Annotated in this window: 19 protein-coding genes and 4 pseudogenes; 10 read left to right on the top strand and 13 right to left on the bottom strand. The window is 66.3% G+C overall.

What is annotated here, in order from left to right; translation table 11 throughout:
* Nucleotides 1–95 precede the first annotated feature (95 nt).
* The 3 genes from CYQ11_RS00185 to CYQ11_RS30035 form a co-directional block, all read right to left on the bottom strand.
* On the bottom strand, nucleotides 96–473 hold the full coding sequence (locus tag CYQ11_RS00185; protein WP_099198430.1) for a hypothetical protein: 378 nt from the start codon (nucleotides 471–473) through the stop codon (nucleotides 96–98).
* A 356-nt stretch (nucleotides 474–829) separates the two neighbouring features.
* Nucleotides 830–1,036 (bottom strand): hypothetical protein, encoded by a 207-nt coding sequence (locus CYQ11_RS30040; protein ID WP_240003272.1) that lies wholly within the window; start codon nucleotides 1,034–1,036, stop codon nucleotides 830–832.
* Between the two features lie 37 nt (nucleotides 1,037–1,073).
* A complete protein-coding gene (locus tag CYQ11_RS30035; RefSeq protein ID WP_240003271.1) occupies nucleotides 1,074–1,388 on the bottom strand; it encodes an alcohol dehydrogenase catalytic domain-containing protein in 315 nt (104 codons plus the stop codon).
* A gap of 390 nt (nucleotides 1,389–1,778) precedes the next feature.
* On the opposite strand from CYQ11_RS30035, the gene CYQ11_RS00175 reads away from it, so the two are divergent.
* Entirely contained in the window at nucleotides 1,779–2,480 is a 702-nt protein-coding gene (locus CYQ11_RS00175; protein ID WP_240003270.1) for an HNH endonuclease, read from the top strand.
* A 70-nt stretch (nucleotides 2,481–2,550) separates the two neighbouring features.
* Here the strand turns inward: CYQ11_RS00175 and CYQ11_RS00170 are convergent, their stop codons facing one another.
* On the bottom strand, nucleotides 2,551–2,883 hold the full coding sequence (locus CYQ11_RS00170; protein ID WP_099198429.1) for a histone-like nucleoid-structuring protein Lsr2: 333 nt from the start codon (nucleotides 2,881–2,883) through the stop codon (nucleotides 2,551–2,553).
* 961 nt (nucleotides 2,884–3,844) lie between these two features.
* Between CYQ11_RS00170 and CYQ11_RS00160 the strand changes: the two genes are divergently transcribed.
* Nucleotides 3,845–4,777, top strand: coding sequence for a hypothetical protein (locus CYQ11_RS00160; protein WP_146104618.1), 933 nt, complete (start codon nucleotides 3,845–3,847; stop codon nucleotides 4,775–4,777).
* 64 nt (nucleotides 4,778–4,841) lie between these two features.
* Here the strand turns inward: CYQ11_RS00160 and CYQ11_RS00155 are convergent, their stop codons facing one another.
* The 6 genes and pseudogenes from CYQ11_RS00155 to CYQ11_RS00140 form a co-directional block, all read right to left on the bottom strand.
* Nucleotides 4,842–5,171, bottom strand: a complete 330-nt coding sequence (locus CYQ11_RS00155; RefSeq protein WP_099198426.1) for an immunity protein CdiI family protein — start codon at nucleotides 5,169–5,171, stop codon at nucleotides 4,842–4,844.
* Between the two features lie 170 nt (nucleotides 5,172–5,341).
* Nucleotides 5,342–5,434: pseudogene (locus CYQ11_RS30820) on the bottom strand (Lsr2 family DNA-binding protein); the annotation flags it as partial.
* 185 nt (nucleotides 5,435–5,619) lie between these two features.
* Entirely contained in the window at nucleotides 5,620–5,892 is a 273-nt protein-coding gene (locus CYQ11_RS30555; protein WP_275666340.1) for a serine hydrolase family protein, read from the bottom strand.
* Nucleotides 5,893–6,029: 137 nt separating this feature from the next.
* Nucleotides 6,030–6,548, bottom strand: a pseudogene (locus tag CYQ11_RS30815) (serine hydrolase domain-containing protein); the annotation flags it as partial.
* A 413-nt stretch (nucleotides 6,549–6,961) separates the two neighbouring features.
* A pseudogene (locus CYQ11_RS30810) lies at nucleotides 6,962–7,132 on the bottom strand (DUF6545 domain-containing protein); the annotation flags it as partial.
* A 61-nt stretch (nucleotides 7,133–7,193) separates the two neighbouring features.
* A complete protein-coding gene (locus CYQ11_RS00140; RefSeq protein ID WP_240003269.1) occupies nucleotides 7,194–7,943 on the bottom strand; it encodes a hypothetical protein in 750 nt (249 codons plus the stop codon).
* Between CYQ11_RS00140 and CYQ11_RS29305 the strand changes: the two genes are divergently transcribed.
* Nucleotides 7,936–8,073 (top strand): hypothetical protein, encoded by a 138-nt coding sequence (locus CYQ11_RS29305; protein ID WP_181143522.1) that lies wholly within the window; start codon nucleotides 7,936–7,938, stop codon nucleotides 8,071–8,073. The two genes, CYQ11_RS00140 and CYQ11_RS29305, sit on opposite strands and share 8 nt — an antisense overlap.
* A 439-nt stretch (nucleotides 8,074–8,512) precedes the next feature.
* Nucleotides 8,513–9,274: a DUF6308 family protein gene (locus CYQ11_RS00135; RefSeq protein WP_240003268.1), complete on the top strand. Its 762-nt coding sequence runs from the start codon at nucleotides 8,513–8,515 to the stop codon at nucleotides 9,272–9,274.
* 383 nt (nucleotides 9,275–9,657) lie between these two features.
* Here the strand turns inward: CYQ11_RS00135 and CYQ11_RS00130 are convergent, their stop codons facing one another.
* Complete coding sequence (locus CYQ11_RS00130) at nucleotides 9,658–10,023, bottom strand: hypothetical protein (protein WP_099198424.1); 366 nt, start codon at nucleotides 10,021–10,023, stop codon at nucleotides 9,658–9,660.
* A gap of 622 nt (nucleotides 10,024–10,645) precedes the next feature.
* Here CYQ11_RS00130 and CYQ11_RS00125 point away from each other — a divergent pair.
* The gene (locus CYQ11_RS00125) at nucleotides 10,646–11,398 is read left to right on the top strand and encodes an SDR family oxidoreductase (protein WP_420894485.1); all 753 of its coding nucleotides are present in this window, start codon (nucleotides 10,646–10,648) and stop codon (nucleotides 11,396–11,398) included.
* 45 nt (nucleotides 11,399–11,443) lie between these two features.
* Here CYQ11_RS00125 and CYQ11_RS00120 read toward each other — a convergent pair whose 3' ends face one another.
* A complete protein-coding gene (locus CYQ11_RS00120) occupies nucleotides 11,444–12,052 on the bottom strand; it encodes a dienelactone hydrolase family protein (RefSeq protein ID WP_099198422.1) in 609 nt (202 codons plus the stop codon).
* Nucleotides 12,053–12,306: 254 nt separating this feature from the next.
* Here CYQ11_RS00120 and CYQ11_RS00115 point away from each other — a divergent pair, with 254 nt between their 5' ends.
* Complete coding sequence (locus CYQ11_RS00115; RefSeq protein WP_146104617.1) at nucleotides 12,307–12,579, top strand: hypothetical protein; 273 nt, start codon at nucleotides 12,307–12,309, stop codon at nucleotides 12,577–12,579.
* A 200-nt stretch (nucleotides 12,580–12,779) separates the two neighbouring features.
* On the opposite strand, the gene CYQ11_RS00110 is transcribed toward CYQ11_RS00115, so the two are convergent.
* The gene (locus tag CYQ11_RS00110; RefSeq protein WP_099198420.1) at nucleotides 12,780–13,703 is read right to left on the bottom strand and encodes an aminoglycoside phosphotransferase family protein; all 924 of its coding nucleotides are present in this window, start codon (nucleotides 13,701–13,703) and stop codon (nucleotides 12,780–12,782) included.
* 380 nt (nucleotides 13,704–14,083) lie between these two features.
* Here CYQ11_RS00110 and CYQ11_RS00105 point away from each other — a divergent pair, with 380 nt between their 5' ends.
* From CYQ11_RS00105 to CYQ11_RS00090, 4 genes and pseudogenes are all read left to right on the top strand, one after another.
* A complete protein-coding gene (locus tag CYQ11_RS00105; protein WP_099198419.1) occupies nucleotides 14,084–15,202 on the top strand; it encodes an FAD-dependent oxidoreductase in 1,119 nt (372 codons plus the stop codon).
* 396 nt (nucleotides 15,203–15,598) lie between these two features.
* Nucleotides 15,599–16,081, top strand: a complete 483-nt coding sequence (locus CYQ11_RS00100; protein WP_099198495.1) for a hypothetical protein — start codon at nucleotides 15,599–15,601, stop codon at nucleotides 16,079–16,081.
* 371 nt (nucleotides 16,082–16,452) lie between these two features.
* Nucleotides 16,453–17,263 (top strand): annotated as a pseudogene (locus CYQ11_RS00095) (IS5 family transposase).
* Nucleotides 17,264–17,325: 62 nt separating this feature from the next.
* Nucleotides 17,326–18,576, top strand: a complete 1,251-nt coding sequence (locus tag CYQ11_RS00090) for an IS701 family transposase (protein WP_099198418.1) — start codon at nucleotides 17,326–17,328, stop codon at nucleotides 18,574–18,576.
* The last annotated feature ends 47 nt before the right edge of the window (nucleotides 18,577–18,623 follow it).

The following is an 18,623-nucleotide window of genomic DNA, read 5'->3' as shown; positions in this document are numbered from 1 at the left end:
GTCGAGCACCGCACCGAACGAAACGATGTCGCATAGATTCGCTCGTTTCCCTGGGCGTGGACGGATACCCAAGACCTATGCGAAGAGCTGAGGGCTCAGTGGGCGCTGCCACTGCCTGCTAGTTGGCCACGTACGTCGAAGATCTGGACCGTGGACTTCTCCTCCCCGTTCCACCATCTGTCGAACGCCTTGGCGACAGCTGCTGCCTGTCCTTCCTGTTCGTTGACCAGGTCAGACTGTGCCTTGTCTCCGTCGTCTGCGGCATCCCAGTCAGCGGCAGGCAGATCGGACTGGATCATGATGATGGGGTACACGGCGGGGAAGCGGGCTTCCTCGTCCACGCTGCCCTTCGGTCGGTGGCCCTTCCACGACGTCAGGTGCCCGACCGCTTCCTTCTCCTCTGGATCGCCGTGCGCGGCAACGAAGTCCTTGAACTTAGTCAGGGCCTCAGGGGACTGCGCCAGATCACGCAAAGGGGTTGTGACCGCGCCAGCCGGGGTCTGCCCGGCGCTCCGTGGCTTCTCAGCGGAGCTGCGGGACGGGCGCGCCTGTTCTTCTGAAGACGCCGAGTCCGTACCGCAGCCAGTCAGGGCGACGGTCGCGCAGCCTGCCAGGAAAGCTAATATCAGGGAATTTATCACTTCCTGATCTTGGCAGGAGTCCCCTCAACCAACAAGCCTGCTGCGACCCTGGCTGGGAGCGTGCTCGCGTGTCTGCCTGAGTACGAGGACACCTCGGAGCCGGCTCCTGCAGGCCCGAGCGGATCTCCTCGGGACGGTGCGCGTCCACCACTGGTCGAGCCCGCAGCCGACGACGTACTTCATGGGGATCAGCCGCATGGCCGGCACCTGAGGCAGCCCGCCTTGGCGGGGGAGCCGACGGTGCCGATGACCTTCCCCGCGCCGTAGTTCTTTACCAGCTGGGGCATGAGGTGGCCGATCGCATCGGCCGCCGCGTGCACCAGCACGGTGTCGCCGGGCCGGATGCGGGCCGTGCGCAGCACGCACAGCGCGGTCTGCGCCGGGGAGGCCAGCACGCTGGCGTGGGCCGCGTCGATGTCCTCGGGCAGGCCGTCAGGAACGTGGCGTCGGTGACGACGTAATCCGCGTAGGCGCACCCATCACGGGCGCCACGACACGGTCACCGACCGAGACGGTGTCCACACCGGGACCGACGGCCTCCACGCGCCCGACGGCGTCGCCGTTGGGCGTGGCGGGCAGCGCGGGAGGGAAGGGGCCGGTGCCCTGACGGCGCTGCGTCTCGATGAAGATGACGCCGATCGCCTCGGCACGGACCAGGACCTGCCCCTCGCCGGGGGTGGGCACCGGGGCCTCCTCGAGCTGGAGGACCTCCGGGGCTCCGTAGCTGTGGTAGCGCACGACACGCATCTGATGACCCTCTCTCGCAGTTCCCAGGTGCTCGCGCCGTGAGCGGCACCGAACCGGGGGAACGCTATGCGCGAGTGCTTCGTCGCTGGATGCGGTGGGGGTGGGCTGCGCATTGCGCGGCCCACCCCCACGGGCGTCTCACGGCTGGACCACCTCAACTCATGCCGGCTTGCATCTTTTCTATGCAGCCTGCGCCGTCGTTTTGCCACGCAGAGCCGACTTGCCACGATGCCGGGCTGTGACTGCCACCGTTGGCGACGGAATCGCGCCCACCCTGGCGCTGCCAGCTCAGATCGTCGCAAGCGCCTCGGCCAGGTCGGTGACACGCGCCGTGCCTCGAGTGTCAGTGCCTCGCCTTACGATCCTCACGACTGATCGGAGGGGGGACGGGTGGGGGACGTAATCCGCCGCGGCGAGCGGGGCAAGCAGAAGACCTGGCAATGGCTCATGGTCCTGACAGCGCAGCGCGGGGTGTGTACCTACTGCGGCCGGTCGGCTTCTACGACGGTCGACCACGAGGAGCCCATCGCAGACGGGGGAGCGGACGTCTGGTGGAATTTCGTCCCGGCCTGCGAGGACTGCAACCGGTGGAAGAAAGGCCGCAGCGCAAGGCGCTGGGTAGCGGACATGGACCTGCACCACAGGTACCCGAAGGCAGGCTTTGCCACGCGGGCCATGCGGCCCCAGGTCTACGCAGGCATCACCAGGCGCGTGGAGCGTGTGCAGCGGGAGATAGCGGATATGGATCGCCGCGAGTGGTTCCGCCTGCACTATGGGGATGAGAGGCATCGGAACAAGACTGAGCTGGCCGAGATCCTTGCGCGCTGTAAGGCGGAGTTGCGAGGGTACCCGCACTATCCCTGGCGCACACCGAAGCTCGGCACGTCCCAAAACGTCTGTACACGCTTGATGTGCTGCGGCTACCAGCACCCAAAGGCCAAGCACATGGTGGCCTTCCTGGAGCAGGAGGAGCGCGATGCCTTCCAACGAGCCGTCTTCAACGAACGCGCTCACGAGGGGGAGGTACTCGGTCGCCTCATCAGGGAGTACCTCCTCGACAAAGAGCGCGGGGGCGACGGTGACGCGACATAGCCAACCAGGGCGGCGGGTGCCTGATATGCGAAAGCCCCCTCAGCAGCGGAGGGGGGCGATGCTTCGCCGTTCACTGGGCCGTGGAGTAGGCCTCTCGAATCTCAGCCGGCACCCGGCCGCGGTCGTTGACGCTGTATCCGTTCTCCTTCGCCCAGGCGCGGATGGCCGCCGTGTCCTCGGTGGGACGAGCCGCAGTCGTGTGCCTCCCCGACCTACGCCCCCTGCTCTGCTTTCGCGCCGCCTTCACGAAGGGGCCGAAGGCCTGCAGCATCTGCTCGTAGCTGTCGGAACTGAGGTCGATTTCGTACTCAACGCCGTCGATGGAGAAGGAGTGCGTCTTGGCGTCCTCCGCCTCCTCCCCGGTCAGGTCGTCGGTAACAATGGTGATGATCTTCTGGGCCATGGGCGGATTGTAGGCGTAGTGGGGGTGGGAAGGATACGGGGCCGCCCTGAGCCCACCTGGAGGGTGAGGATTGGCCGGGCCCGCAGATCCTTGGCTCACTACCCCTCGCGCCAGTGGGATAAGTACCCCCCCAATCAACCAAGCGGCCATCGCGGTTGAGCGACCACAAGTCGCCTCGGCAGTCGAACCGGGGGAGAGCCGTCCTGGCTGAGCCGGCGACTCTTGTTTGTGATCTCGTCACCTCTGCACCGAGTGTGGGTGTCAAGATCATCGCAGACCGTTGGGTGCACATAAAGTTGAGCAGTCATGGTCGTCCGTCCATCCGCATATTGAGGAATATCACAAAATGGCCTTAACCGGCGCCTTTGATCAGCGTGCTGTCGCTGTAGTCGCCCTAGAGGGGACGCGTCTCGAATGCGAGATGCTCGAAGAGGCTCTTGCCCAACGAGGCTGGCCCGTCGCGGCGCGGGAGGGTAGCGCCGATACGGCGGTTCCCGGCCTCGTCCGCTACACCGTGGAAGTCCGCTTCATTGGGTCCCGGGTTCGCGCGTGCACTGGAGCACGTGAACGCCTCCAGCTTCTCGCGGACGGACTGTGCCTGGACCTTGTGGTCGAAGTCGTGGACATGGTCCACAGAGATCCGCACGATCATCCCGAATGGATTGCGTACCTCCCACCTGTCTCTCCTCCGGCACTGGCCTCCTTGCCGTGGTACAGGCGCTGGCGCGAGCAAGCTCGTCCATGGCTGGCCAGAACCTTGGGCACCCGTGATACCAGGAGGCGGATCATCGCTTCTGACCGAGGACGGGCGCTACAGCTGGCCGGGCGGGAGCTGCCTGGCATAGCCGGCCCACCCAGTGGGGTGGATGTTCGTCGTCCGCTGGGGGTGGAGCACAGCCCGCTACCGGGAGGTCCTCCTCGCAGCAACGCCCTGCGGCGGCAGATGTGGTGGATGCTCCAATTGGCATTGATCGCCATCGTGGCAGGAGCGGGCATCGCGGACCGGTGGTCCAGCGGGTTCGACTCCTGGTGGCTGATGGGTGTGAGTGCCGTGTCCGCAGTGTTGGGCATGGTCGCACTGACCTGGCGCGGCGTTGTTGTACAGCCACGATGGGTCGGTCCCTTGGTCGGCCTCGTCTTTGGCACGGGAGTTGTAGGAATGGGGGTGGCGCTGGCCGTCACGGCCCCCAGTCGCCCGATGGGTTCACGTGTTCTGTTCCTGGCCGGCGCATCCTATGTCGTACTTGCGGGAATCTGGTTGTTGGTGCGGCAATGGAGCTGGCGTACGGCGATCACGTGGTTGCTCCCAGTCGTGTTGCCGCTGGTGCTCGGTGTGTTTCCCGGAATCGGGCTCGTGGTGCACACCTTCTACCTGGATGCTTTCGACCTGCGCCTGGAAGACATCGAGATACCTGTGGTGTATCAGGTCGTTGCCTCCTTGAAGGTCATCGCAGCGATGAGCATGTGGCTTCTGGCCCCGGCGTTCTGGGGGTACGCCAAGCACTTCCACCTTGCGATCCGCGACCGCTGGGTGGGGCACTTGATGCTTCTCTTCATCGCCCTCTGCAGCTTTGTTGCCGGCCCATGGATGCTCGCTGCCGAGCCGGCAGGTGAAGCAGGTCAACGAGCTGTCGCAGCAGCTGCGGCCGGCCGTGCCCCGGCCGCGTACTTCGGCATTAAGCCCGAGTGGGTCTGTGTAGCACCGGTCGGCCGAGCGGCTGAAACCGCCGTCGAGGGTGGAGAGTTTCAGCCCGAACACCCGTACCTCATGCTGGGTGACGCCGATGGTAAAGCCGTCTTGTGGGATCCGAAGGAGCGGCATGCCCTGAAGATTTCCATGAGCAAGATCAAGGTAGTGCCGTCGGAGGGGAAGGCCCCTGCTCACTGCGGCTGAAACGAGACGGTAGGAATCCGCGCCGATGGTTTCCTTGATGGCCGGCCCGCTACTAGGCTCAGTGTCACGAGTCGTTGCGGCGGTCCTCGACTATCCAGTCGTCACCCAGTTCGCGGCGCAGAGCGTCCAGCGCGGCGTCTGCCTGCTCCTTGAACAAAGTCCATTGCTCCGTAGTCCACGGCGACGGGTCCGGTGGGTACTCCCAGTCGATGGACGACTGGTACCACTCGCACAACCTTTCCAGCTCGGTCCGCGTGGCTGTGCTGATGGGCAGTCGTTCCAGCTCGCAAGGCGAGCCGTAAGGACTGTCGACGTCCGGCTTGCCTTCGGGGCCAGGCCACAGAGGGGTGTGTGCAACGCCGGCTTCGAAGAAGAACCGCAGTTGGTAGAGCATAGGTCCCTAATGTCGTGCGGGCGGTCAGTTGCCCGTCTGGTTCCGGGGGATGACGGTCCAGGATGGGTCGGAGCCCCCCGCCGCCGCTGCTGGTCCTCGTCCTCAACAGCTTCGGAGCGTCGCCTTCGATGCTAAGCCCCTCAGTAATTAAGGGGGCGGCGCTTCGTCTTTCAGTGGGCCTTGGCATAGGCCTCTCGAATCTCAGCCGGCACTCGGCCGCGGTCGTTGACGCTGTGTCCGTTCTCCTTCGCCCAGGCGCGGACACCAACGCGTTGCGCAGCATGTCGGGGCGGCGGATCAGGGTCGACAACTCTCGGCGGCAGGTCCACAGTCGGCCAGCCAGCCCCGCACGATGGGGTTGATCACCGTGCGAGATCCGCTTGGGAGCTATTCACACCCACGGCGACTTCAGCGCCGTGACGGCAATGAGCCGACCACAGGGGTAGCGTCAGTGTGCCAGTGCCGCGTAGGCGGTGTGAAGGTGCTTTTGGCCGCGGGGATCGGTCAAGCCGAGGTTGGTCATCTGATTTATTACGTAGGCGACGGTCACGTGTGCGTCGAGATCGTTGACGACCAGTGACCTGCCTCGCCCTCCCCAGTAGCAGGTGTGGGGGTTGGCTGTCGTGACTGGGGCGTTGCTGGCGTTGAGGGCGTAGCCCATGCCGAATCGGAGGGGTATGCCCAGCACGAGATCAGTGCCGTGGGACTGTTGGTCGAACACCGCGCGGCAGGTTGCTTCGGAAAGAAGGCGCCCCTGCGGCGTCTGCCCCCAGCGGCAAGTACTGATTGGACAGCAGCCACAGAGCGCGCGTTTCCGTAGCCGTCCGCGGTGGGGATCGCAGCGCGGCGCCACTGGGTGCTCCAAGTGTCCTGCGCGGTTACGTAGGCGCCGACCGGAATGGCTACGTGCGGGTTGGCCGAAGGCGCGGGCCCGGGTGCGGGTACGACGTCGGAGACGCGGTGATCGTGTTCAGCTGCGAGGCCGATGTGAAAGTCGGCATCCAGCCGTGTGGCGATCTGGTCGGCGAAATACGCGCCGATCGATTGCTGGCAGATGCGGCGGATGACCTCGCCGATCAGGAAGCCGTGGGTGAACCGGTGGTAGCCGGAAGCCGTGCCAGGTTCCCAGCGGGGGGCTGGCGGGCCAGCAGAGCGGTGGCCTTCTCCCAGTCGCACAGGTCGTCCAGCATCATTGGCTGGTCCCAGTCGGGGGAGGCCGGCGGTGTGACTGAGTAGGTGCCGGACCTCGATACGGTCTTTCCCTGCAGCCCCGAACTCTGGCCAGTACTTCGCGACCGGCGCGTACAGGTCGAGTTCGGTGCGGTCGGCAAGGACGAGAGCGCACAGCGCGGTCATCGTCTTCGTGGTAGACCACACGTTAGTGATGGTGTCGCGCTGCCAAGGCCGGGTACATGCCTGGTCAGCCTACCCTCCCCACAGGTCCACGACGGGTTCGCCGTCGAGGTAGATCGCTACCGAAGCACCAACGTCGGCTCCGCTGAGCAGGGAGTCGGCAAAGTTTCCCGCACTGCCCTGAATTGGTCGCTGCATGTGCCGTGAATTTCCAGGTTGAACAAGACTTTCAACCTTATTGGCTCGGTATCGATTGACGGACAAGGTCGGCGGCAAGTTTGCGGATTTGAGGTGAAGCATCCGCCTTGGCCACTTGGCGCAGGACGCGATCTCGCCAGGCAGGTCCACGCCCCCGAGGACTGGTACGGTCAGATCGCCGCGCAGAAGGGGCGCCCCGTCTGCCTTGCCGTGTCGTGCTATGAGTAACCAGCAGGCGGTTACGCGGGATACTCCTTGGCTGGGTGCGAGTTCTCGTTTTCAAGGCGAGCTCGAACTTGCTCCAAGACCTCCTGGGGAACGTAAGCACGCAGGTAGAGTATGGCGTCGCGTATCTCGATCACTATCCGCGCGGCTTGCCGGTCGTGTTCGGCACCGCCAGACCGTCGCCAGGTACTGCCTGGGGGCTGCCGCCTGGCTGTGCCATCTCATGATGTTGTGCCCCGGTCACGATCACTGCCCTGCGGGGTTGTTGTCATCGTTGAGGAGGGAGCTGTGACGTTCGGTGAGTGGACCTACGCCGAGATCTTCACGCATGAGTTTGCGCATCTTGGCGGCTGCCTTGCCGCGTGCCTCCCAGCGGGCACGATCCTCTGGGCTGCTGACGGCAGCGCCGTCGACGTAGCCGTCGCAGATGCGTCGCAGGCAGTGGAACACGCTGTTGGATGCCTTGACGACGGGTTGAGGCGCGATGAGCCACATCCGTTCTGATGCGGTGGCTATGCCTGAATTCCGAAAGGCTTCGCGCAGCGCCAGCGCCCGCTCGCCGTCGGAAGGGCGCTCTCGCTCCGCCAAGGCCCGCAGGGTCTCACCGAGGACCTTCACGGTGGTGGTGTACTGCGTGTAGATGTCGAGCCGCAGCCGAACAGCTTCTTTGACATCCTCATGCTTCCACCGATTACGGTCGGCGATGAGCGTGGCGACGATGCCGATCGCGGCACCGGCCAGCGTGGAGAGCAGTGGTAACCAGTCCATGCGGGCCAGCTTGGACCATCCCATGACGGCGGCACCAGGCCACTGCGGCCTCGGCTGGAACTCCATCCTCGGCCGGGCCACCTGGGCTTGGCCCCCCCGAGAGAACGAGGGGACGGCGACTTCGGTGCCGTCGAGCGGAGGGGCACTGCCGGTCAGCTCGGCGACGTCGTCGAGTTTCGCCTGGAGATCCTGCTCGGGCAGGGCGTGCACATTCTCGCCGATGGTCATCCTCGGGCATAGATCAGACGCCCGTTCCGGGCGGCAATGGGAGGTGGAGTTCGTCGAGCCGCTCGGCGCCGCAGGCTTCGCAGGGTTCCGCGCCTTCGAAGAGGGCGCGGCGGGTCTGGTCGAGGGGTAGGGCCGGGCTCGCGGCCGCTGAGCCAGCAGTGCTCGTAGTGCAGGTTGCGTCGAGGCCAAGGCCGCCGACGCACTGGCACGCTCCACCCACACCATCCCCTCCACCTGGCGGTGCGCCGCAGGCCTGCCATGGCTGGAACATGCGATCGACGGTCGCTGCGATGCCTTCACCGACCACTGCTAATACGTCATCCGCTGGCTCATCGAACCGCGCGAAACCGGCCTTCCCGACATCGCGGCTCTGAGCCGATGGCGCCGGGTTGCCGACGGTCTCCCGGTCGCCGGCGACCGAGGAGCTGTGGAGCTCCAACGCGTCGACGAGTAAAGCCGACCAGATCCCAGCGTTCTCACACTGCGTTCCGGCCTTCCCGGACGACGCCTCGCCCGCGCCACCTCCTGTGCCAAGGAGGGGCCCCAACGGGGGTGCTTGCAGTCCTCGCATGCTTTTCGGGCAGGACTTTCTGGCGCCCTCACCCGCTCAGATCTCGAAGAAGGATGGTGTTCTCATGTCTGTTCCTCACGCAACATCCGGTGTTTGTGGTGGAGCGTTGTCGCCGTTGGGCCAGCGGTTGCGTGTCTTGCTGAGTTCCGAGCGTGTCGTCGGTGACCTACGGCGTTACTTCGGCATAGGTATGCCACCCGGAGCGGTGGCGTTTACCGGGAGCCGGTTCGAGTATCTGGCTGGTGGGGGAGGCCGGCCGGAGTTTGCCGACCGGATCACGGGGGAGGGCATGGTCGCGGTGCAGACCTTGTCGGTCACCGTTCCGGCGCCTGTTGCGCTGGACATTCTGGAGGGCCGCCTCGGGGTGCGGATGTCTGGCCTGCTGGAGGGCATTCCCCGGGACATCGACATGGCTGATGCCGAGGTGTCGGTCCTGGCTGACGGCTCGCCGGCGGGTCAGGCCTGGAGTCTGCTCTGCGAGCAATACGGGGTCAACTGGGTCATCGCCGGGAAGGTTCTGGCCCGCAAGCGTCCACGACTGCTTCCGGTCTACGACCGAAGCGTCCGCTGTGCCGTCGGCCGACCGCCGTCCTTCTGGCTCGCTCTCCATGCCGCGCTGCGTGAGGACGACGCCACGCTGCACCGCCAACTGCTGGAACTGAGGCAGGCCGCGGGACTACCGGGGACGGTGAGTGCGCTGCGGGTGTGCGATGTTGCGGTGTGGATGAGCCATCGAGCACTGGGCCACGCCTGCCTCTGAGGACCCCTACTGCCAACGCGGCCCTGACGGCGCGCTTCAGGCGTGTGGGGTGACGGACTTTACCAACCGGCTTCCTCGGCTGGCCCTGATGGAGTGTCTCCACACTCCCTCGGCCCCGTGGAGGCGGCTCGGATGCGACCTCCGTGAGGAGATCAGAGAACGACGGTGGGGGCCCGGCCCCTGCCCGAGGGTAGAGCCGCCGCCGTTCGTGGGCGCGTCACGGGCTGATGAGGACGTCCTGCCAGCTGATGCATCGCCAGGCGATGTGCTGTGCCCCGTATTCGCATTCGTCCTGTACGACCGGGTCGCACGCTCGCCCCGGACCGGGTGGAATGGTCGGTGACGGCTGCTTGACTGAGTGCCGCGCCCTCGCCGCCTTTGGGTCAGGAGGTCTTCTGCAGCAGCCAGGCGTTCGGCGTGAAGGAGGAGTTGACGAAGACCACGCAGCCGCCGCTGTAGTAGGTCTGGATCTTGGTCCAGCCCTTCGGCGGTTGCGCGCTGGCGCAGGCGTTGACCTGGGTGCCGACGGGGAGGCCGTCCAGTTGCTTGATCATCTTGATGTTCGAGCCGCTCATCACGCGGCACGAGGCGCTGGTGCCCCAGTTCACGTCGACCCAGCCGTCCGGGGTCATCGAGTCGGCGCACACCGTGCGGGTCTCGCCCGGCGACGCCTGGGCCGGGCTCGCCGTGACGGAGGCGGCGAGCGTCGCGCCGAGAAGTGCCAGACCCGCGGTGCGGAGTCGTCTCATGAGGTTCTCCCAAACGTGAAGAGTGCCCTGATGCGCTGATGAGTGATCAGTGCTGGCCACCGCATTTAGTGGCCTGTGTGAAGGGCTTGAGGAGAGTGTTTTCGGCCATGAAAGGCCGTGAAGGGCCTGCTCAGGGTTGTCCAAGGCTTTGAGGAAGCCTCGGAAGGGCCGCCGTGCCGCAAGGGCGCGGGCCTGTGGGGCACAGTCGTGGGCGGCCGTACGCGCCTGGCGCGCACCGGACGCGCTTCCCTGGCCGCCGAAACGGGACGCGCCCTCGTGAAGCCGGTACGGACGCCCCGCCCAGCTCAGAACGCGCTCCGCCATCATCTCCTGGAGACGTCGCGAGGAGCTGATGGCGTACCGTCTCCGTACTGGTAACACAAAGGCTGCCAACTGGCCAGTGATGACAGGTACGGTGCCTCACCGGTGACCACAAACGTGCTTCGGAAGTCCCCAAATAGCCCAGCTCACGCAGTCCTGACGGTGCCAACTACCCTGCTTGGGCTCAAATCTGTGATGGAGCGCTTCAGCTGGCCAGGGAGCATTCGACCAGGCCGGCTGAGCATTCGTCGATCACGGCGCTGTGTGGCTCTTATGGTGTAGGTGGGCCGTATGCGAGGGGATGGGGCGAGCAACGGCCGGAACCGAGGGTTTGAGGAGCGGCATGAAAGACGTTCTTGTCACTGGCGCCAGCAAAGGCATCGGGTGGGCGGTTTCCCGGCGACTGGCGGAGGAGGGGTACGGGGTTATCGGTGTGGCTCGCAGCGCGCCCGACGGAGAGTTCCCCGGCACGTTCCTGCGGTGTGATCTCTCCGATGTCGAGGACACCGCGCGCATGCTCAAGGAGGTGACCCAGGGGCGTGCGGTGTGCCGGGTGGTCAACAACGCGGGCATCGCCCATCCCCAGCCCATCGAGGACCTGGACTTGGCGGTCATGCACCAAGTGGTGGACTTGAACCTGCGTGCTTCGGTTCAGATCGTCCAGGCGCTGGTGCCGGATATGCGTGCGGAGCGGTTCGGTCGGATCGTGAACATCACCTCGCGGGCGACGTATGGGGCCAGGGACCGTACGTCCTATGCGGCGGCCAAGAGCGCGCTGGTGGGTTGCACGCGGTCGTGGGCGTTGGAGCTGGCCCCGGATGGCATCACGTCCAACGCGGTGTCGCCCGGCCCGACGGCGACGGAACTGTTCCGTCGTGCGCGGCCGGTCGGCAGTGACGGTGAGCGAAGGGCGATCGCGTCCATTCCGATGGGGCGTCTGGGTACTCCCGACGATGTCGCCGCGGCTGTGACGTTTTTGCTGTCCGACGAGGCGGGCTTCATTACCGGGCATGTTCTCGACGTCGATGGCGGGAGCAGCCTGGGCGGACGCTAGAGCAACGATGTTGTATGGGGCGTGCCTCCCGGAGGGGGTCCCTCGTCAGCGGGGCAGCCCCAGGAACTGGGTGGCCGAGGTCCACGCCTTACGGCTGTGCCCGGCGGAGTAGTGAGGACTGCCGGGGTCGCAGAACCCGTGCCGGCAGGGGTGCACCTCCGTCACGACACCCTTTCGGCCCGCCAGGCGTTCGGCGACTGCTGGCACCGAGAAGCTGGGCTCCTGCTCGGCGAAGATGACGAGGCACGGGGCAGTCGGTTGGATGTCCAGGTAGTCGCGGATCCGGGATCCGTAGAAGCACACAGCGCCGTCCACAGCGCCGGTTTCCGACGCGAGCCAGGTGCTGGTGGCCCCGACGCTGAAGCCGATGCAGAGCACCCTGCGATAGCGTTCACGAAGGCCGTCGGTGTACTGCGCGAGTGCGTTGCCCATGCCCGCCACGCCTGGGGCCCGCGTGAATTCTCGGTATGCCCTGGGCTCGTCTTCGCGGGCGTACACGACGCCCGGCGGAAGGAAGCTGGGTGTGAAGACATCGCAGCGGTACGGGCTAAGCATCTCGGCGACGCCGTTGATGTGCTCGTTGACTCCGTAGATCTCGTGGGCGACGACCACGGCCGTGTCATGGCCGTTGCCGTCCAAGGGGTGACTTGCCATGAAGGGACTGTAACCAGGGTCGCAAGACTGGTGGTCAGCTGGGGGCCGATGAGTCGACACTGGACCCGTGAGCCGGAAGCCCGCCTCCCGGAACGTCTGTTCACGGGCGAGGTGATCGTGATGCGGCCGGCGTGATCACGGCGTCGGAGTCGTCCTGGACGGCCCCGTTCACCGGGCTAGGCCGGCGCGGGGCACCCGGGGACGCTGCAGGGGGCGGGGCGGGGCAGGATGTAAGGTCCCACAACATGCCACTGGTGTCTTCCACCGGCATGCGCCCCCTTCTCTACTACAGCACCATCGACATCGGCACCATCACGTTCCCTCAACGCACCGACGGCGATGACGTCGTGGTGATACCCGGGGATGGGCTCCGCCTCAGCAGCCACGACCCGTCCGACTATCCCATGGTGAGGCTGGAGCACCTCTCCCAAGCCCCGCAGAGCACACCGGCAGGGAACTGGGACTACCAGCGGACTTTCACCGGCGTGACAGTCCCGAATAAGCGTGTGAGCTGGGGCCCTGCCTGAGGGTATGGTCATCGGGTGGAGTCGGAAGAGCTAGGTGAGTGCCCGCTGCACGGGGCCGGTGTGCACCCTGAGTACCTCGTCGGGCGGCGTCTTGAGCAGGTAGTCGCTTCGTGGCACCTGTACGGCTCGAAGACCCCGTCGTGAGGGCATTTGCTGGTCTGGGGTAGTTTGGTGGTGTGGTGCCCTCAGTGGTGACGTGTTCAGTAGCGGGGCAGCGCCTGGGCCACGGTGGTTTGGGAGGGGTCGATGCTGGTCCGCCCGTCCTCGATGTCCCACAGTGTGTTCTGTAGCAGCCGGGCCAGGGTCCAGCCGGCCGCGCGCTGGCGGTCCAGGCCGAGCCTCTCGGTCAGCAGGTCGAAGCGGCGCCGCACCAGTCGGGGAGTGTCCCCGGTGGCGTGAGGTTTCTCCCAACCGGTGTCGAGTGCCGGCCACAGGTCGAAGCCGGGGTCGCCGACGAGGGGTTCGGGGTCGATGGCCAGCCATGGCTCGCGCGAGGCGGCGAGCACGTTGTCGTAGTGCAGGTCCCAGTGCAGCATCCGGTCGCCGGGTTCGTCGACCAGCTCGGTGACGGCCGATGCCCAGCCGTGCAGCCGCCGCTGGTCCTGGAGGTCCGGCAAGGCGGCGACGGCCGCCGGCACGGACGCCAGCATGTCGCGCGCGATGTCACCGAGGCCGCGCAGGCCCTCGGGTGTTGGGGCGGAGTGCAGCCGGGCCATAAGTCCGGCCAAGGCGTTCATGGCCACGTCGTCGTCCTCGACGGAAGCCAGGGTGCGTGAGCCGTCCAGGCGTTCCAGCAGCACGGCGCTGCTCTCCGGGTCGTGGTCGAGCAGCCGTACGATGCCGTTGCCGTTCCACGCTCGCAGCCCGATCAGTGCGGCGGTTGTCTCCTCCCGGGGCATCTGGAGTTTGAGCGCGGCGCGGGTGTCGTCCGTGCGGCGCACTAATATCACCAGTGAGGCCTCGCCAGACTTGATGCCGCCATCGCGCTCCAGGTCCCATCGGTCGAGCAGTTCCGCCACCAGCGCGGGCAGCCGTGCGATCCAGGTCCGTTCCTCTTCTCCACCGTTCCTCGTGTACGACGCGACCAGGGCGTCAGGGACTTCGATGCTTTGCGGTGAACTCATCGGAAGTTGTCCTTCAGGGGAGTGGGCTTCCCACCGCGACCACGGGTACGCCGAGGGTCGTGCGGCGGCTGCTTCGGGGATGCGGGTCTCGTAGACGGTTTTCGTCGCGGAGTATGGCGTAAAGGACGCTGATGTGCTGGCGGGCGAGCAGGATGGGTACTTGGGTGTGGGTCTTGCCGCGGGCTCGTTGTGTGTCGTAGGAGGTGCAGCAGGCGGGGCGGCAGCGAAAGACTGAACGTTGCCGGAGGGGTGTCGGATGCCTGTGGGGTCACATGCAGCTGTTCTCCACCGGCCAGCGGAAGGTCGGCCAGGTGCTGGATTGAGTCAGGCAGAGCTGTCAGCTCTGTTCGCCCGGCGTCGTGGAAATACAGTGTTTCGACATGAGACGTCGTATCGCCGTGGTCGGGAGTGGCCCTGCCGGCCTTACTTTCGCGCGTGTTCTGCACCGTCATAGTCACCCTGTCACTGTCCTCGAACGCGATGCTGCCCCCGACGCCCGTCCTCCGGGTGGCACGCTGGACCTGCACGAAGGGCTGGGCCAGCTCGCACTGGACAAGGCGGGGCTGCTGGCGGAGTTCCAGGCGCTGTCCCGCCCCGAGGGGCAAGCCATGCGCATCCTGGACACGGCCGGGACCGTCCTGCGCGACTGGCGACCGCGTCCAGGCGACCGGGCCAATCCCGAGATCGACCGCAGACAACTCCGTGACTTGCTGCTCGGCCCTCTCGACGTTCAGTGGGGGCGGGGCGTGACGCAGGTGGTGCCGGGGACCCGGGATGGCGTACTGGTCGAGTTCGCGGACGGGCGACAGGAGACGTTCGACCTCGTGGTCGGCGCGGACGGCGCCTGGTCCCGGGTCCGCCCGGCGGTCTCGTCGGTGACGCCGCACTACACCGGTGTCGCCTTCGTCGAGACCTCCCTCGACGACGTCGACACCCGCCACCCTGGCCTCGCCCGGTTGATCGGCGACGGTTCCTTGGCTGTGTACGGCGTGAACCGAGCTCTCGTCGCCCAGCGCAACAGCGGCGGTCACGTCAAGGTGTACGCCCAGTTCCGCGCGCCGCTGGATTGGCACACGAACCTGGACCTGGCCGATGTCGAGGCCGTGCGATCGAGCCTGCTGGCTCTGTTCGACGGCTGGGCCGCTCCCGTCCTGGACCTCCTCCGCCACGGCACCATGTTCGTCCACCGCCCCCTCTACGTCCTGCCCGTGTCCCACACCTGGACCCACGCCTTCGGGGTGACGCTACTGGGCGACGCCGCCCATCTGATGCCCCCTTTGGGGGCGGGCGCGAACCTAGCGATGTTTGAAGGAGCCGAACTCGCCGAGGCCATCGCCACCGGCCCCGAAGATCTGGACGAGGCCGTTCGCGCCTTCGAGGAACAGATGTGGGCACGGGCCGGCAGGTGGGCGAAGATCACGACAGCCGGTCTGGAACGCCTCGTGAGCCCGGACCCCGCCGAAGCCCTCGCCCTCTTCGACCAAGTCCATCCATCCTGACTGCCAAGCGCGAGAGCACCAGCGCCAACGGCTCGCTATGCCGTCACTGGACAGTACGGCACGGCCGCAGTCCTTCCGGTAAAACCATCGTTAGGGAACGCACGGACGCGGCGACCCAGACGGTGGTCCCGCGTATGCGGGGGTGTCCCCACCTCCCGGTAGCACTCTAGGCGGAGCTCGATCTGCTCCCCGCGTGTGCGGGGTTTTCCGAGCTGCGGTATGGCTGCCTGGGCACTATGCACTATGCACTGTTCCCCGTGCTTGCGGGGGCGTTCCCGGTGGCATGCCCAGCCCTGTAGCGCCGGGCTGCTGCTCTTCGCTCTTGCGGGGGGCCTCTATGGGGTTCGTCAAGGAACCGGGCTGCATTCGGGTGGGGTGACCAGGCAGCATGGCGGGATGCCAGATCTGCTGTGGGACGACGTCAGGAACTTCTTCGACCCTGACCTGATGGGGTCACTGCCGGATGCGCGTGTCGCAGACACCTCGGTCGAGGACTGGCAAGCGGTGCTTGATCTGGTGCGGTCGCAGGGGTGGTCGTGCGAATACTCCGAGGACGGTGTCGCGGTTCGGCTGCCGCGAGCTGCGGACATGCTGGTCCGCAGCGAGAGCGCCGACGCATTGTTGAGGGTCTGGCCCGCCACTGGTTTCCTGGTGATCTTTCGAGCGTATGAGGCTGGCTCTATCGACTTCGATGTTAATCTGCGGGAGCTGCGGGGCCAGGACGGTGTCGATCTGCTGTGCCGTCTGCTGCGGGCGGTCAGGCGTCGGCTCGGCAAGCCGGTGATGTTGACTCCGGAGTCTGATCCGCTCCACCCGGTTCTAGGGTTCGATGTCGAGGCCGACCGCGTGGTGCCGCTGGCGGATCCGCACTTCAGCTGAGCGCCGTGGTCGGCCGGGACTCGTAGAAGGTCCCGTCGCGGAGCATGGCGAACAGGACGTCGGCCCGGCGAGGGGACAGCCAGGTCATGCGCCTGATGGGAACGTGTTTCTCCCCGCGCAGGCGGGGTGATCCCCACGAGGGTTTCGAGCACAGCTCGGGAGAGATGCTGCTTCCCGTGTTCGCGGGGGTGTTCCCGGCAGCCAGGTCTCCGTGGCTGAGGTGGTCTTCTGTCCGCTGCGCTCGTGGGGGATCCGGCTGTGTCCTGGGTCTGTGTGCCTGCCTGGTGGTGGTCCGGGTGTGTGAGGGGTGGTTCCGCGCTCCGTATTAAGACGTCATTTCAGTTGGCGTGATCTTGCGGCAGTCTGGGGTGATGACTGCTGCGCTTGTCGAGAGGATGGCGCCGGAAGATCTGTGGACGTTGTTCCAGCGGGTGGTGCCGCCGGCACCGGTTCGCCTTCAGGGGGGGAGGGCATCGCCGGCGAGGGGACCGCGAGGTGCTGGCCGCCATCATCTTCGTGGCCACATCAGTCTGCACCTGGAACCAACTGCCACCAGGCTTGGGGCTGTCGGGCGTGACGGCCTTCCGCCGGTTCACCGAGTGGACCGAGGCCAGGGTGTGGGCCAAACTCCACCGCCTGGTCTTGGACGAACTCGGTGCCCAAAGGTGAGCTGGACTGGTCACGGTGCGCGGTCGACTCGGTCAGCGTCCGGGCCCTCAAAGGGGGCATCTGACGGGACCGAATCCGACCGACCGCGGCAAGAGGGGATCGAAAATCCACCTCATCGTCGACCGCCAGGGCCTGCCCCTGTCGGTCGGCATCTCCGCCGCCAACCTCCACGACAGCCAGGCCCTCATCCCGCTGGTCCGCGGCATCCCACCCATCCGCTCACGTCGCGGCCCCCGACGCCGGCGACCCGGCAAGCTGCACGGTGACAAGGGCTACGACTACGCCCGCTTGCGGCGCTGGCTCGCTTCCCGCGGCATCCGGCACCGCCTTGCCCGCAAGGGCATCGAGTCGTCCCGACGCCTGGGCCGGCACCGCTGGGTCGTGGAGCGGACCGTGTCCTGGCTGTCTGGCTGCCGCCGCCTGCACCGCCGCTACGAGCGCAAGCCCGAACACTTCCTCGCCTTCACAGCCATCGCCGCGACCCTCATATGCCACCGCAGACTGACCAAGTGAAATGGCGTCTAATACTCCAGCAGCGATTCGTGTCCTGAGCTGGTGATTGTTGTTTCCCTGGTATGGAGGGGATGGTACAAGTCGGTTGCTGGGCTGTGGAGTTGGAGTCGGTCTTTGCGCGGGTGGCGGGCCGGTTCGGGCGGGCGGACCTGCGGTGGCGAATGCGAGACTACGTCCGTGGCTTGCTGGGGCAGGCGGCTCGTAAGAACGGGTGGCAGTTGGCGGAGTGGGCCGGTCATCGCACCCCGGACGGCTTCCAGCGGCTGTTGAACAGCAGCGTCTGGGACGCCGACGCCCTGCGTGACGACGTCCGGGCTTATGCCGGTGAGTCTCTTGGCCCCGGTGGTGTGCTGATTCTCGACGACACCGGGTTCATCAAGAAGGGCACCACATCGGCCGGGGTCGGCCGGCAATACACGGGGACCTCGGGAAAGAGCGACAATTGCCAGATCGGGGTGTTCGCCGCCTACGCCACCAGCTCAGGCCGGGCTCTGGTGGACCGGGAGCTCTACCTGCCAAAGGCCTGGACATCCGACTGTGACCGCTGCCGGGCGGCGAAGATCCCAGATGAGCGAGGATTTGCCACCAAGGGCGAACTGGCCCGGGACATCGTCCGCCGCTGCATCACCGCCGGTCTGCCCGCCTCCTGGGTTACCGCCGATGAGGCTTACGGGCAGGACTGGCACTTCCGCCGCCTGCTGGAGCAGCTCGACCTCGGCTACGTCGTCGCCGTGCCCAAATCCCAGCAGATCAAGTCCCTGGCCGGGATCTGGCGCATCGACCAGCTCATTGAAGAAGCACCCGGCGGTGCTTGGCAGAGACTGTCCTGCGGGGACGGGGCGAAGGGCCCGCGCGTCTATGACTGGGCCGCAGCCAAACTGCCTACCAACCTGATCTTCGCCCCCGATCCGCCGACGCACCACCGCTGGGTCATGGCCCGCCGCAGCCTGTCCGACCCCGGCGAGCTCCCCTACTACCTCGCCTACGCACCTGTGGGCATCGAGCTGGCTGAGCTAGTCCGGATCGCCGGCTCCCGCTGGGCGATCGAGGAATGCTTCCAGGCCGCGAAGAACGAGTGCGGCCTGGATGAGTACGAGGTCCGCCGTTACATCGGCTGGTATCGGCACATCACCCTGGCCATGCTGGCCCACGCTTTCCTGGCCGCACTTGCAGCCCAGGCCGGCGACGCCGCAAAGGGGGCTGCAGAAACGGATCAGCCCTCGTCCCTCTCACCGTGGCAGAAATCCGGCGACTCCTGGACACTCTCCTGCCCCACCCACGAGCCGACCGCGACCCCATCACCCACACACTGAACTGGTCGGCCTGGAGAAGACACCACCAAGCCATCGCCCACCACTGT

Source organism: Streptomyces cinnamoneus, from assembly GCF_002939475.1.
Classification (GTDB): domain Bacteria; phylum Actinomycetota; class Actinomycetes; order Streptomycetales; family Streptomycetaceae; genus Streptomyces; species Streptomyces cinnamoneus_A.
Note: the sequence above shows the minus strand (reverse complement) of the source record. Positions and strands in the feature narration are given on the sequence as shown.